Genomic DNA, 15,141 nt, shown 5'->3' with positions numbered 1-15,141 from the left:
TTTTAATATCCTGGGTTTTGTTCTAATAATGGATTTTCTACCAGATGATCGTCAAAAAGTGGAAATAACAATCTCTGTTCAGTTAATGGAATTCCTCCGGGCAATGTATCCAATATAGGATTGAGTACTTCAATGGCCTTATTCGTTCTTCGCAAATCCCACCACCTTTGTGCCTCTCCTAACAACTCTAACTGACGCTCATCTAGTATATAATTCTCTCGTTCTTCCGTTGTTGCGCCAAATTCTGCTTCTGTAACAAGTGGAAGTAGACGTGCCGTTCTAATTTCATTGACTAATTCCAAAGCTCGTGTTGCGTCACCTAATTGATTTTCAGCTTCAGCTAATAATAATAACATTCCGGCGTATCTATATAGAACGATATCACTGTCATCCAAATCTTGACTGTAATTGAACTTATTGTATTTAGCCAATCTCGCTTCGCCAACATCTCTAACACCAAGATCAAAACCACCTTCGCGAGATAAATAATACCGCCAATCTCCATAAAGAAAAGTAGGCTCTCCTCCGTCGATTGATATTCGAATATTAGGATCCACACCCGGAAATTTATTGTACCAACCTGCACTATCTATTGGGAATTTTTCTCTCCATTTATTTTCTAGTGCTGGTGATATAAAATATGATGGTAAGCCAGCAAAAAACAAGGCGAAAATTCCAGACCTATTAGCTCTAGTCTGGCCAGGATTATCTCTCGGTTCGTTAAGATCAAAATTAATAGATAACATTAATTCTGGTCCTTCCATAACTTTTAATGGACCCCCACCATCACCTGTATCATTTAAAAACATATTTTGCCATTGGTCGATACCAACGGCCAAACTAAACTCATTAGACGCTACAATATTATCCAATGCTATTTTAGCATTATCATATTGATTCAGCCACATGTACACCTCTGCTTGTAACGCCCAAATGCTCGTTCTGGAGAAACGATAGTTATTTGCAACTTGTGCACTTAGTTCTTCAGCTCTCAGCATATCAGGAATAATTACCTCATTCATGATTGTAGAAGCGTCTGTTCTAGGCAGTTGCAATTCTTGTGTTGCATTTTCTACAGGTTCGGTAAACAAGGGAACACCTCCCCATACTCGTATAGCGTCAAAATAAGCATAGGCCCTGATTGCAAGTGCTTGTGCCAAAAGATCTTCATCGAATCCGCTTATTTGGGGAATATATTTGATCGCTAAATTCGCTCTATTGATCATTATGTAAAAATCAGTCCATCTTGTAACACCACTATTATCAGAGTTAATATCATTCGCTACAATCTCCAAGTTATTAGCGCTGGCAGATTCACTACCGTACGTAAAGTTGTCAGATCTGAATTCTCCCCAGAAATAACGTTTCAATCTGTAAGTGGGTTGCATTCCGTCATAAATAGCTGCCACACCCAAAGCGGCATCATTGTTATTTCGCCAAAAATTTTCAGCTCCAATCTCACTAATTGGCTGCTCATCAACAAGATCGTCGCATGAAATACTTAAGAAAACTACTGCAAGCAAAATACTTATGAGCTTATATCGTTTTTTATTCATAATCTGTATCATTAGTATATTTTTATTTAATTATAATTGAACTCGCAAACCAAATATCACTTCACGTGTATTCGGATATCTTAAATTATCTAAGCCCGGTTGTAACGGGTTGGTTCTGGATCCTAGTTCCGGATTGTATCCCGGGTAGTTTGTCCATGTCACGAAATTATTTAAGGATACGTTGAATGATACACTATTAACCCAACCAATTTTGTCTAGTAATGATTTTGGCATATTATAGTTCAATCGCACAAAACGCAGTCTTATAAAATCTCCTGGGGTAACGAAAAAGCTATTTGGACGCTCTCTATTCTGTGGCACCCTATTTAAACGTGGATACACTGTAACATCCCCTTGCTCTCTCCAAGCGCCTTCTATTCTATCGGGCCCCGGTGTTTCATTGCTTGAATTCAAATCATTACGTAATTCATCATATCTCCTCCAAAGATCATTACCAAAGGTAAAATCAAATAAAAAACTTAAACTTAGGTTCTTATATGTGAAATCACTTGAAAAACCCCCAAACAATTCAGGTAAACCATTACCAATAACCTGTTTATCAGCATTGTTTATGTCTAAATCATTATTCAGGTCTTCCCAAATAATATCCCCTCCTTCTAAAACACGACCAGAATTTCTTAGTTGTCTTACAGTACCCGTATATTCTTGACCATTTAAGGTGTAATTAACAAAAGTTCCGTTCGTATCAAAATTTGGAGTTAAACGAACACCATTTTCATCATATGCATTAGATTCGTCATACTGATAGACTCCTAAATTTCTAAACCCAAATATATTACCTAAGGGCTGACCTTCTTCAATTAAGTAGTCACCTGATTGAAACGCTACACCGTCATTTAATTTAGTAACTTCATTTTCAAGTGTACTGATATTAAAACTTGCATCCCAAGTAAAATTTTCTGTTTGAAGAATCGTTCCATTGATTCCTAGATCAATACCCCTGTTTTCAACTCCACCAACATTTTGTCTGATACTGCTAAAACCACTCTCTTCCGGTAAAGGTACATTCGCCAATAGATCGTCTGTTTCTTTTTTCCAAACATCAAATGTGATATTGAGGCGATTCTTAAACAATCCCAAATCAACACCAAAATTGGAAGAGGCAGTACTTTCCCAACTTATCGTTGGGTTACCTAAACGAGTTGGTGCTACCCCACTCACTCCGTTATAAGTAAAACCAGGTGAATACGTACTGATAGCATCATAATTTCCAATATTTTCGTTTCCGGTCTCACCATAACCATAACGTATCAATAAATTATTAATAACGTCCTTTGTATTTTCCATAAAACCTTCATTACTAATCCTCCACCCTACGTTGTATGAAGGAAAATTACCGTATTCTTGATCATCTCCAAAACGTGATGAGCCATCTCTACGTAAGGTAAAGCCTACCAAGTATTTATTTTTATAGTCATAACTTAAGCCTCCAAATAATGAGAATAAATTATGGCGTTCATTCACCGTTCCATTAGTTACAGCGAATGTCAAGGGGTCTATATTGTTAAATGTTTGAATATCGTCTGAAACAAACTGTGCAGAAACATTAAAGCCTTCGCTAAAATATTTTTGTATTTGCATACCAGCAAATACACCTAAAGTATGTTCTCCAAAAGTATTATTATAATTTAGGAAATTTTCCTGTTGAATATCATAGGTTAAACCTCTTCTTTCAGCACCTCTAGGAATAGGGCTGTTAGGGTTTTGAGTTAGAATGGGTTCGAAATCATTTCTTTTTCTGTACCGAAAATTAATACCTAAAGTAGACTTCAATGAAAGCGACGGCAATATTTTATATTGCGCATAATTGAAAATTTGAGAACGAAAATTACGATCTCTCAGCTTTCTTAAGTTCGCTTCAGCTACAGGATTTTGACGTCCTGCAATTTCAGGAGTAAATGTACCATTCGGTTCGAAAATTGGAAAATAGGCAATTCGCTCTACCATTTGCTGAAATACTTGATTTTCATTCAACCCTGTTTGGTCTTCAAACGAAACATTTAGATTGGTGCCCAACTTGAACTTGGATGAAGGATCAAAATCCAGTTTTAACCTTGAATTGATTCTTTTGTATTGGCTATTCACAACAACTCCTTCTTGATCTTGAAAACCAGTATTCCATAACACCTTTACTTTATCACTACCTCCACTAACACTTAAATTTACTGTTTGTCTTAATGCGGTTCTTGTTAGCAGATCTTGTAAATCATACGAATTTCGGTTAATTAAACTTAAAGAATCACGCTCTTGTACTGTTAAATTTGCGGTATTGTTTTGTCTTAACCTCTCATATAAAATTCGTTGCCGCGTATTAGCCAAGGGGATTTCACCATTCAAGGAAGTAAATGAAGAATTTGAAGTTATATCAAACTTAACATCACCGGCTTTTCCGGATTTCGTTGTTATTAATACTACTCCATTAGCGCCTCTTGACCCATAAATAGCAGCTGTGGCACCATCTTTTAAAACTTCAAAACTTTCAATATCATTTGGGTCTATATTATCTATATTTTCTAGTTGTTGACCGTCTACAACAAATAGTGGACTTGTGCCTGATGAAAAGGTAGCAACACCTCTTATTCTAATATCAAAACCAGAACCCGGGCCACCATTACTTAATAGTTGCACACCGGCAAGGCGCCCTTGTACAGCATCAAATGCATTTACTGGAGTTGCCTTAACAAGTTCTTCAGATTTCACGGATGCTAAGGCACCTAACACTTTCTCTCTTGCTACGGGCGCATAACCAATTATGACAACTTCGTCTAAGCTCTCCGCATCTTCCTGCAGTATGACATTGATCACATCACTTGCACCAATGACAACTTCTTTGGATTCAAAACCAACGAAAGAAAAAATTAATGTCTGCTCTCCTGCAATTAATTTAATTGAGTAATTACCTTCAAAATCGGCTCCAACTCCATTTTGAGTACCTTTTTGCAGTACATTTACTCCAGGAAGTGGATCCCCATTCTCACTAGTAATTTTACCGGTTATTGTTCTTTGAGCTTGTAAATCAAATGAAATAAAACTACAAAGAATGAAAACCAATAGCACAGTAAGAGAAGTAATTCCATACTGTTTCTGGGCTTTTTGTCTCATTTTAAGTTTGGGATTTATCATATAAATTATTTTTTTATTCGCGTCAACAAGAAACTTTAGGAGCCCTTTATTAAATGGCTATTTCTTTGATTGACCTGCGCACAATTTTATAAACATGGGAATTATTAAGCATCCTGTACTGTACTGTTGGGTAAATCATTTTTTGACAAAAAATGACACAGATTTTACAGCAGTTTATTTAGAGTTACCCTATAAAATATGCAACACTATTAATAGTTTAGAATAGTACACGAAGTAGAACGAAATCGAAGAAAAGATAAACGGTGAATACGTAAAAGTAATTACTACAAAGAAAAACGATCAATAAAATTGAACTTATTTTTCACCGAAATATTTTGTTTGTTTAAAATCATTTTTGCTGCCTCCAGCCCCATCATTTTAAAATCTGTGCTGATGACAGTAATCCCCAATAGCTCCTTCAAAGGCGTATCATTATAAGAAATGATTCCTATATCTTCTCCGAGCTTCAACTGTTGATCTCTACTTTGTTTCACCAAATTCACGAGGTCAGATTCTTCGATGATGATATACAGGTCTCTCTGTTGGAATTCCATATCATCATAGATTTTATCAAGTAACTCGTAATCAATATTATGTTGAATACAAAAGCGTTTGAAGCCGGTAACGATTCCTTTTGGGTATGGATATACGGCTTTCTCGGGGTAAACAAGTACAATTTTATTATACTTTTTTAATTTTTCAATTCCCGTGTTAAGAGCTGAACAAATATCTTCGGTGAAATCTTGATAAATGCGTCCTGCTTCATTCTCTAGAAATTTAAGGTCTCTATCAACAATTATTAGTTTTTTACTAGGTATTGAATGAATTAACTTCAGTACATCATCTGGGCATCCCATATGACGAGATTCCTGATTTTTGAAATGAGGCATTATAAGAATATGATCATACCGATTTATTCTACTTTTTAAAATGTCCATAAATACCGAAGCCTCACAATGATAAATAAACAAGTCGACGTGAGCATTTGTTCCAAGCGTACTTACAAATGAATTAAAAATACGGACCTTATAAGAACTCGCTTTGTTAATGAGAAACAACACTTTTACTTTTAGAGACAGGTTCGTTTTTGTCACATAATACCCCTTACCTCTAACAGACTCGATAATATTTTGTTCTTTTAAAATAGCATACGCTTTTTCTACAGTATCTCGCGACAGCAAGCATTCTTCACTTAACTCATTTATTGATGGAATTCGATCTCCCATTAAAAGTACGCCCTCTTTGATATTGGTTTTTATAGAATCCAGAACTTGCTTGTATTTAGGGATTCTTGAATCGTGATCGATATGTATAGCTTGCTGCTTTTCCAAAGGATGGGGTATCACTTAAAACATGAAATATAATTCAAACATAACAATTCTAATTAATAGAAAAAACTGAATTAACAATTTAATGGTTAAAATGGTCTATCAGCATAGTACAGGATGCATTGTCTATGGTGTTGGAATATTTTCGTTGTGTAAGAATGCAATTATTGATACTATGGTAACAACGAATTTTAAGCACGTTGAATATTTGTGGGATGATGAGAAAGCATCTTCAATGAAAGGAGATGAAGTAGCGTTATTTTTATACCGTTCAAATATTTTAGGAGCCGACTTAAGAATAACAAACTATGGCGGTGGGAATACAAGTTGTAAAACATTTGAAAAAGATCCACTGACGAATGATGAAGTAGAAGTTATGTGGGTAAAAGGTTCGGGAGGTGATATCGGAACACTCACAAGAGCTGGAATCGCCGGTTTATATACTGAGCGGTTACGAAATCTTAAAAATGTTTATCAAGGTCTCCATGATGAAGATCGTATGGTCGGTTTATTTAATCATTGCATTTATGATTTAGAGAGCAAAGCACCTTCTATAGATACTCCTTTACACGGACTACTTCCATTCGAGCATATAGATCACTTGCACCCTGATGCGCTCATTGCAGTGGCGGCTGCCAAAGACAGTGAGAAAGTTACAAAAGAGATTTGGGGCGATTCTATGGGATGGGTACCTTGGCAAAGGCCCGGTTTTGATTTGGGTTTACAACTTGAGAAATGCTTAAATGATAATCCGGGAATTCGTGGAATTGTTTTGGGTAGCCACGGCCTATTTACATGGGGAGAAACTTCTTATGAATGCTATATGAATAGTTTGGAAGTCATTGAAATGGCCTCAGCGTTTATAGAAAACAAAATCAGAGAAAAAGGCACTGTGTTTGGTGGTCAAAAAACAGTAAGCCTTCCACAAAAAGAACGTTTAGAAAAAGCTTCTCAACTAATGCCTTTGCTTCGAGGGCTGGCGTCTTCTGAAAACCGTATGATTGGACATTTTAATGATAATGATGTTGTTCTGGAATATATAAATAGTAATGACCTAGAGCGTCTTGCTCCTATGGGGACTTCTTGTCCTGATCATTTTCTACGGACCAAAATACAGCCACTGATACTTCCCTTAGATATACGTGAAGACTTATCAGATACTGAGAAGGTTCTCAAGAGTTTAGAGCCTGTTTTTGAAGACTATCGAGCAGAATACAAGGAGTATTATAACACTTGCAAGCGTGAAAATAGCCCAGCAATGCGGGATCCGAATCCGGTTATTATCTTATTTCCAGGAGTTGGGATGTTCAGTTTCGCTAAAAACAAGCAAACTGCTCGTGTTGCCAGTGAATTCTATATCAATGCAATAAATGTGATGCGCGGTGCAGAGGCCATTACCTCTTACACTTCGTTACCAAGGCAAGAAGCTTTTGATATTGAGTATTGGTTATTGGAAGAAGCTAAACTACAACGTATGCCAAAAGAAAAACCACTATCGAGAAAGGTAGCTCTGGTTACCGGAGCGGGCGGAGGTATTGGCAAAGCCATAGCAGATAAGTTAGCGACCGAAGGGGCCAACGTCATCCTTACAGATATTGACGAAGATCGATTGCAACGAGCCCTAGAAACATACCCCAAAGATATTGCGAGTTACAGCGTTTGTGATGTAACCAAAAAAGATTCTATTGTAGAAGCCTTTTCAAAAGGGTGCTTAGAATTTGGAGGTATAGATATTGTGGTACATAGTGCCGGTTTAGCAATTTCGAAACCTATCGAAGAAACAACCGAAGATGATTGGGATTTATTACAAAATGTCTTAGTAAAAGGACAATTTGAGCTGGCAAAAGAAGCCGTTGCCATCATGCGAAAGCAATCACTTGGAGGTAATTTTATCTGTATAGCGAGTAAAAACGGGCTCGTTTCCGGACCGAACAATGTTGGCTACGGAACTTCAAAAGCAGCTCAACAGCATATGGCGCGCTTATTAGCGGCTGAATTAGGGAAGGATCAAATTAGAGTAAATACCGTAAACCCAGATGGCGTGATTGTGGGAAGCAAGATTTGGGAAGGTGATTGGGCTGAAGGCAGAGCCAAAGCCTATGGTATTTCCGTTGATGAACTACCGGCACATTATGCAAAAAGAAATTTATTAAATCAAATCATATACCCTGAAGATATCGCCAATGGCGTGTTCTCTTTGGTCGGTATTTTAGATAAGACAACCGGAAATATACTAAATGTAGATGGTGGAATGGCCAATGCATTTGTACGATAGTTATTTGAATTAGTAGTTAAATTGACTTCCATAGATTGTAAAAAATTTATGGAGGTCCAATTTTTAAAGGGTTGGTATTTCAATAAAATGTGAGATAAAATTATAAACTACGATACTATTTTTTTTATATTCAATGTCGGCGAATGTGTCATAAATAAAAGAAATAAATGAGAATAGATGTAAACAACCTCGAAAGCATCAACAAAAAGCATCTTTCAGATCATCATGAAAGTTTTGATTTTTTAGCGAATAGGCTGTCAAAACAAGCTCTTGAAGTTGATGATGTCGTTAAGAAACTTCAAGACTTTCAGGTTGCCATACCTAGTTGGGCTTTAGGAGCAGGTGGAACACGATTTGGAAGATTTGGGTTTAAAGGAGAGCCTGCAAGCCTCGAGCAAAAAATTGATGATGTGGGTATCATACATAGCCTTACACAGACATCAGGGGCTATCTCATTACATATTCCATGGGATATTCCGAAGGATTATGCCGCTATCAAAGAAAGGGCCGATTCACATAAGATACTATTTGATGCCGTTAATTCTAATACATTTCAAGATCAAGAAAACGATGGTGAAAGCTACAAATTTGGTTCCCTTAGCAATACAAACGAGGCTGTTCGTGATCAGGCAATACAACATAATATTGATGTTATTAAAATCGGAGAGAAGCTCGAGTCAAAAAGTTTGACCGTATGGCTATCCGATGGCTCCAACTTTCCCGGACAACATAATTTTCAAACTGCATTACAAAACACTCAGGATAGTCTTAAAGAGATCTATAAGTCTTTGCCGAGTGATTGGAAGTTATTCATTGAATACAAACCCTATGAACCTAATTTTTACAGTACGGTCATTCAAGATTGGGGTACGTCATTTATGCTTGCAAACGAATGCGGTGAAAAAGCCTACACGCTAGTTGATTTGGGGCATCATTTACCAAATTCGAACATAGAACAAATCGTATCTACTCTCATGCTAAAAGGAAAATTAGGTGGTTTCCATTTCAATGACAGCAAGTATGGAGATGATGACCTCACGGTTGGCAGTATCAAACCATATGCATTATTCCTTATTTTTAATGAATTGGTTTATGGTATGGAAAATAATCCGCAAAATCCATATCCGGCCTGGATGATTGACGCAAGTCATAATATTAAAGACCCTTTAGAGGATATTATTCAATCATTGGAAGCTATTCAAGAGGCATATGCTAAATCTTTACTGGTTAATCAGCCTTTATTAAAAGAAGCACAACGCAACCACGATGTAGTTAAGTGTCAGGAACTTTTGCAAAACGCTTATCGAACTGATGTGAGACCCCTTATAGAAAAAGCAAGATTGTTATCGGGAGGTGCACTTCATCCAATTGATGCTTATAGAAATTTAAATGTGAGAGCAAACCTGATCAAACAAAGAGGGACAAAAACAATAGCTTCAGGACTGTAAAACCGAGAAATGAAAAAGAAGGTTACAGCTGTATTCGATATTGGAAAGACTAATAAGAAATTCTTTTTATTTGATAAAAATTTTAAAGAAGTCTATCGAGAATATGATCGTTTCGCTGAGATTGAAGATGAAGACGGCTACCCTACTGAAGACCTACATGCCCTGAAAAATTGGTTAAAAGAAGTTTTTGACCGGATTCTCAACGACCACAAATATCATATAACTGCCATTAATTTTTCTACGTATGGAGCGAGTTTTGTGCACCTTGATGAACACGGAGACGTTCTAACACCTTTATACAATTATACCAAACCGCTAGATAAAAAGATTATCGGTTCTTTTTACGAAAAATATGGGCCTCCTGTGGATTTTGCCATAAAAACCGGAACTACGAATGCCGGTATGTTGAACTCCGGAATGCAATTGTACTGGTTGAAATACCAACAACCTCACATTTTTAAGAAAATTAAATATTCTTTACACCTACCGCAATATATAAGTTACATTTTTACGAAGATACCTGTTTCTGAGTATACAAGTATTGGCTGCCATACGGCTTTATGGGATTATGAAAAGAAGGATTACCATGATTGGGTTTACACAGAAAAAATAGATGAAATTTTACCTCCAATAGTATCATCTGAAACAAGTATCAATATGAATTATAATGGGAACCGAATTAAAATTGGGGTTGGTATTCATGATAGTTCTGCAGCGCTAATACCCTATATTAGAAGTGACAAGAAAAAATTCATTTTAGTCTCAACAGGCACCTGGAGTATTGCTTTCAATCCCTTTACGGAGAAAGCGTTATCGGAAGAAGATATCCAAGCGGAATGTATCAATTATATGCGCATTATTGGAAAACCCGTAAAGTCTTCACGCTTATTCTTAGGGAATGAATATAAACTTCAAGTACTTGAATTAGCAGAAAAATACGGTGTTGCAAATGACCACCACAAGCAAGTAAAATTTGATTACAAAATATTTAAAGAAATTGAAGAAAACTTTACCTACTCATTTAAATGGAAAAGTTTAATCGATAAAAGTCAACCATTAAAAACGAAAATACCCTACGCTACTTTTGAACATGCCTATCACCATCTTATGATCGAACTGGTAAGAATGCAGGTAAAGAGTATAAAAACCGCCATTGGCAACGACCCTATAGAAAGGTTGTATGTAGACGGAGGGTTTAGTGATAATGACATCTATATAAAATTACTAAGTCATTATCTGCGGGGTATGAAGTTGAGAACGACCAATTCATCTCTGGGATCGGCATTGGGTGCCGCAATCGTGATTTCAGATACCAGATTAAATTCAAAATTTTTGAAGGAAAATTATTCCTTAAAAAAGCATGTACCATTTATTATAAATTAAAATATAAGTTATGGCACTATCATTTAATACCAAGTATCCATCTATTGATGACCTAAGGAATAAGGCACAAAAGCGTATTCCGAAATTTGCTTTTGAATACTTGGATGGTGGCTGTAATGAAGACGTAAATTTACGTCGAAATACTTCTGAACTCAGGGAGGTACAGCTGAAACCAAGGTATCTTAGAGATTATAATGGGTCTTCTCTAAAAACGACCCTCTTCGGGATTGAATATGATGCTCCATTCGGAATAGCACCCGTTGGTTTACAAGGGTTGATGTGGCCGAATTCTCCAGAAATTCTCGCAAAAGCTGCTTTTGAACATAACATTCCATTTGTTCTGAGTACCGTAACAACGTCAAATATAGAACGCGCAAGCGAATTGACAGAAGGAAAGGCCTGGTTTCAATTATATCATCCTACCGATAATAAATTGCGTGATGATATTATTAAAAGAGCGGCAGCGGCAGAATGCCCTGTATTAGTAATTCTCTGTGATGTTCCAACCTTTGGGTTTAGACCAAGAGATATTCGCAACGGATTGGCAATGCCACCAAAAATGTCTATCAGTAATATTCTACAAGTCCTAAGCAAACCTCATTGGGCTGTAGAAACCCTCAAATATGGAATCCCCACTTTCAACACACTAAAACCCTATATGCCCAAAGGGATGGATTTAAAACAACTCGGAAAGTTTATGGATGAAACGTTTAGTGGGAGGTTGAATGAAGAAAAAATAAAACCCATACGAGATCTATGGAAAGGCAAACTTGTTTTAAAAGGTGTCGCATCTGAATCTGATACTGCAGAAGCCATTCGTTTGGGTCTCGACGGAATCATCGTTTCTAACCACGGAGGACGCCAATTAGATGCAGGGCAATCGACCATCAAACCTCTAGAAACCATCGCTTCAAAATTCGGCAACCAGATAGAAGTGATGATGGATAGTGGTATTCGCTCAGGTCCTGATATTGCTCGTGCATTAGCCTCCGGAGCAAAATTTACCTTTATGGGCCGGTCTTTTATGTACGGTGTTTCAGCACTCGGAAAACAGGGCGGTGATCATACAATTTCTTTATTGAAGACAGAATTACAACAGGTTATGGAGCAGCTTTGCTGTGAAACCGTAGCCGATTTACCAAATCATTTAATACGAACCAATTAACCAATACCTATGAGTCAATATAATATCGAAGAAGACATAGAAGAAGTAGCAGGAGGAGAATTTGAAAGAGAACCTGTTCCAAAATCTAAGTTAAAAAGCTGGAAAAGTTTTTTGGGAATGTATGCCGGAGAGCATGCCGCAGGTACCGAATTTATGATAGGTCCCTTATTTTTAACGGCTGGCGTGAGTGCTTTTGACCTAATTATTGGTTTATTATTGGGAAATTTATTAGCCGTTCTAAGTTGGCGTTTCCTAACCGCAGAAATTGCCGTTAAAAACAGACTAACACTCTATTATCAATTAGAAAAAATATGTGGAAAAAAGTTAGTCATTGGCTATAATTTGGCCAATGGTATTCTCTTTTGTTTCCTTGCCGGCGCCATGATCACCGTTTCGGCAACCGCGGTTGGAATTCCTTTTGATATGGAAATGCCTAAACTAACGGATACAACACCTAATGGTCCTACATGGATAATAATTGTTATAATTATAGGAGCTGTGATTTCACTAATTGCTTCAAAAGGCTATGATACCGTATCAAAAGCTGCCAACTGGATGTCGCCATTAATAGTGTTGGCCTTTATTGCATGTGGAGTCGTAGCTTTGGGTCAGTTAGGCGTTACTAATTTTTCTGAGTTTTGGGATATTTGGGGTGAAGGATCAGAACCGTTTCCTGGACAAATTAAATTTACATTCTGGCATGTTGTTATATGGTCTTGGTTTGCTAATGCAGCCATGCATGTAGGTATGTCGGATTTGTCTGTATTTAGATTCGCTAAGAAGAAAAGTTCAGGTTGGACTACAGCAGCAGGTATGTATGTGGGACATTATATGGCTTGGATTGCGGCTGCATTATTATATGCCGTGTATTTAAAGTCACCCGAGGCACAAGCTTTTTTAAGTAATGGGGAGGCACCTCCTGTTGCACCAGGACCCTTGGCAAATAATGCCATCGGTATTTTTGGAATCATCGCAGTAGTGCTGGCTGGTTGGACCACCGCAAACCCAACAATTTATCGCGCGGGATTGGCGTTTCAGGCCATTATTCCAAAAGTTTCAACCTTCTGGGTTACCATTATTGCAGGTACAGTGGCAACAATCGCGGGCTTATTCCCTGCTTTTGCTATGAAACTTCTCGGTTTTGTTGCGCTGTATGGATTTATACTGGCCCCTTTTGGAGCAATCATTGTTTTTGAGCATTTCTTTCATAAAAAAGCCGGAATAATAAAAAACTATGCAGAAGTCGCGAATATCTCATTTAATAAATCCGTACTATTTGCCTGGGCGATTAGTTTTGGGTTGTTTTATTTTATATCAATTCAGTTTGATATATTTCTCTCTTTTGTAACATTACCCGCTTGGCTATTATGTGGAGTATTATTTTTAGTGTTTAGCAAAAGAATGCAGAAGCATTGAAAAAACTATAAGCGCGTACATAACGACCCTGTTGTCGGTTTGACCCGGGATAAAATTCTTTAAGAATAAGAGAAGTATTGTATATGTTCAAGTAAACAGGAATCAAGTTTAAAACTTTTACCATGCCAAAAAAAAATACAAGCTCATCTGCAGTTTCAAGAAGGAAATTTATAAGGAATTCTGCCCTGACCTTTGCGGGAATTAGTATCATTCCGAGGCATGTATTAGGGCAGGGATTTACTGCTCCGAGTGATAAGATAACAATTGGTATCATAGGGCTAGGAAAACAAGGGAATATTCTAGCAGATAGGTTTATATCGAATACAGAAGCTCAAATTGTTGCGGGGAGTGATGTATGGTTATCCAAGACTGATTATTTTAAAGCAAATGTTGAAAAATTCTATTCAGAAAATAGAAATATTCACAATTACGCTGGTGTTAAAACATATTCGAACTATCAAAAACTTCTAAAAAGAAAAGATATTGATGCGGTTATTGTTGCAACGCCTGATCATTGGCATGCCATTCAATCTATCGACGCCATGAATTGCGGAAAAGATGTTTTCTGTGAAAAACCCCTGACGCATACAATTGCTGATGGGCAAGCAATGGTTAGTGCTGCAAAAAAAAATAAGCGCATTGTTCAAACTGGCAGTATGCAGCGATCATGGAATCGATTTATAACAGCAAAAGAAATTATTAACTCCGGAAAACTTGGTGAAATACAGAAAGTATTGGTAAGTGTTGGTGACCCGTATAGAAACTATGATTTGCCATCAGAAAAATTACCAAAAGGTATTGATTGGAATAAATGGTGCGGACCGGCTCCACTAGTTACTTACCATAACAGTATAGCGCCCGAAGAAGTAAAAGAATATCCCGGATGGCGACATTTTAAAGAATTTGGTGGTGGTAAACTAGCCGATTGGGGTACGCACATGTTCGATATTGTTCAATGGTATTTAGGTATGGATAATTCTGGACCTACCCAATTTATTCCTCCAAATGATAAGAATGCAAAAAGAGGAATGAAAATGATCTATGCCAACGGTGTTGAAATGTTTCATGAAGACTTTAATAGAGGCAACGCTGTAAGATTTATCGGATCAGAAGGTATTCTTGATGTAAGTAGAAAATTTTTAGAATCGTTACCGGCTTCTATTGTTTTATCACATCCGGAAGCTAAGAAACCAAGACCTTTTTCGGGGCAAGGAAATCATTATCAAAACTGGTTGTCGGCAATTAAGACGAGAACGCAACCAATTTGCAATGTGGAAACGGGCCACAGAACAGCCACTATATGCAATGTAGCTAATATTGCCTATGAATTGAATACCCGTCTGACTTGGGATCCCGTAAATGAAGAATTTGTTGGAAATATTCAAGCAAATTCGATGAGAAAACGTAAAAAAAGAAAATATTAAGA

The 15,141-nt window shown here is 37.1% G+C and carries 9 protein-coding genes; 6 read left to right on the top strand and 3 right to left on the bottom strand.

Annotated elements, in window-relative coordinates; all coding sequences use genetic code 11:
• Nucleotides 1–2 precede the first annotated feature (2 nt).
• The 3 genes from AC1EU5_RS10635 to AC1EU5_RS10625 all read right to left on the bottom strand — a co-directional run bounded on the left by AC1EU5_RS10635 (nt 3) and on the right by AC1EU5_RS10625 (nt 6,031).
• The gene (locus AC1EU5_RS10635) at nt 3–1,556 is read right to left on the bottom strand and encodes a RagB/SusD family nutrient uptake outer membrane protein (protein ID WP_480192368.1); all 1,554 of its coding nucleotides are present in this window, start codon (nt 1,554–1,556) and stop codon (nt 3–5) included.
• A 30-nt stretch (nt 1,557–1,586) separates the two neighbouring features.
• Nucleotides 1,587–4,679: a SusC/RagA family TonB-linked outer membrane protein gene (locus tag AC1EU5_RS10630; protein WP_480192367.1), complete on the bottom strand. Its 3,093-nt coding sequence runs from the start codon at nt 4,677–4,679 to the stop codon at nt 1,587–1,589.
• Between the two features lie 305 nt (nt 4,680–4,984).
• Entirely contained in the window at nt 4,985–6,031 is a 1,047-nt protein-coding gene (locus tag AC1EU5_RS10625; RefSeq protein ID WP_480192366.1) for a GntR family transcriptional regulator, read from the bottom strand.
• 172 nt (nt 6,032–6,203) lie between these two features.
• Here AC1EU5_RS10625 and AC1EU5_RS10620 point away from each other — a divergent pair, with 172 nt between their 5' ends.
• From AC1EU5_RS10620 to AC1EU5_RS10595, 6 genes are all read left to right on the top strand, one after another.
• A complete protein-coding gene (locus tag AC1EU5_RS10620; RefSeq protein ID WP_480192613.1) occupies nt 6,204–8,303 on the top strand; it encodes a bifunctional aldolase/short-chain dehydrogenase in 2,100 nt (699 codons plus the stop codon).
• Between the two features lie 167 nt (nt 8,304–8,470).
• The gene (locus tag AC1EU5_RS10615) at nt 8,471–9,751 is read left to right on the top strand and encodes a sugar isomerase (RefSeq protein WP_480192365.1); all 1,281 of its coding nucleotides are present in this window, start codon (nt 8,471–8,473) and stop codon (nt 9,749–9,751) included.
• A 9-nt stretch (nt 9,752–9,760) separates the two neighbouring features.
• Entirely contained in the window at nt 9,761–11,134 is a 1,374-nt protein-coding gene (locus AC1EU5_RS10610; protein ID WP_480192364.1) for an FGGY-family carbohydrate kinase, read from the top strand.
• Nucleotides 11,135–11,144: 10 nt separating this feature from the next.
• Complete coding sequence (locus AC1EU5_RS10605; RefSeq protein ID WP_480192363.1) at nt 11,145–12,299, top strand: alpha-hydroxy acid oxidase; 1,155 nt, start codon at nt 11,145–11,147, stop codon at nt 12,297–12,299.
• Nucleotides 12,300–12,308: 9 nt separating this feature from the next.
• Nucleotides 12,309–13,715 (top strand): purine-cytosine permease family protein, encoded by a 1,407-nt coding sequence (locus tag AC1EU5_RS10600; protein ID WP_480192362.1) that lies wholly within the window; start codon nt 12,309–12,311, stop codon nt 13,713–13,715.
• Nucleotides 13,716–13,837: 122 nt separating this feature from the next.
• Nucleotides 13,838–15,139 (top strand): Gfo/Idh/MocA family protein, encoded by a 1,302-nt coding sequence (locus AC1EU5_RS10595; protein ID WP_480192361.1) that lies wholly within the window; start codon nt 13,838–13,840, stop codon nt 15,137–15,139.
• Nucleotides 15,140–15,141: the final 2 nt, after the last annotated feature.

The sequence above is a fragment of the Maritimimonas sp. 2405UD52-3 genome, from assembly GCF_056591715.1.
This window is presented reverse-complemented; position numbering and strand designations above follow the sequence as displayed.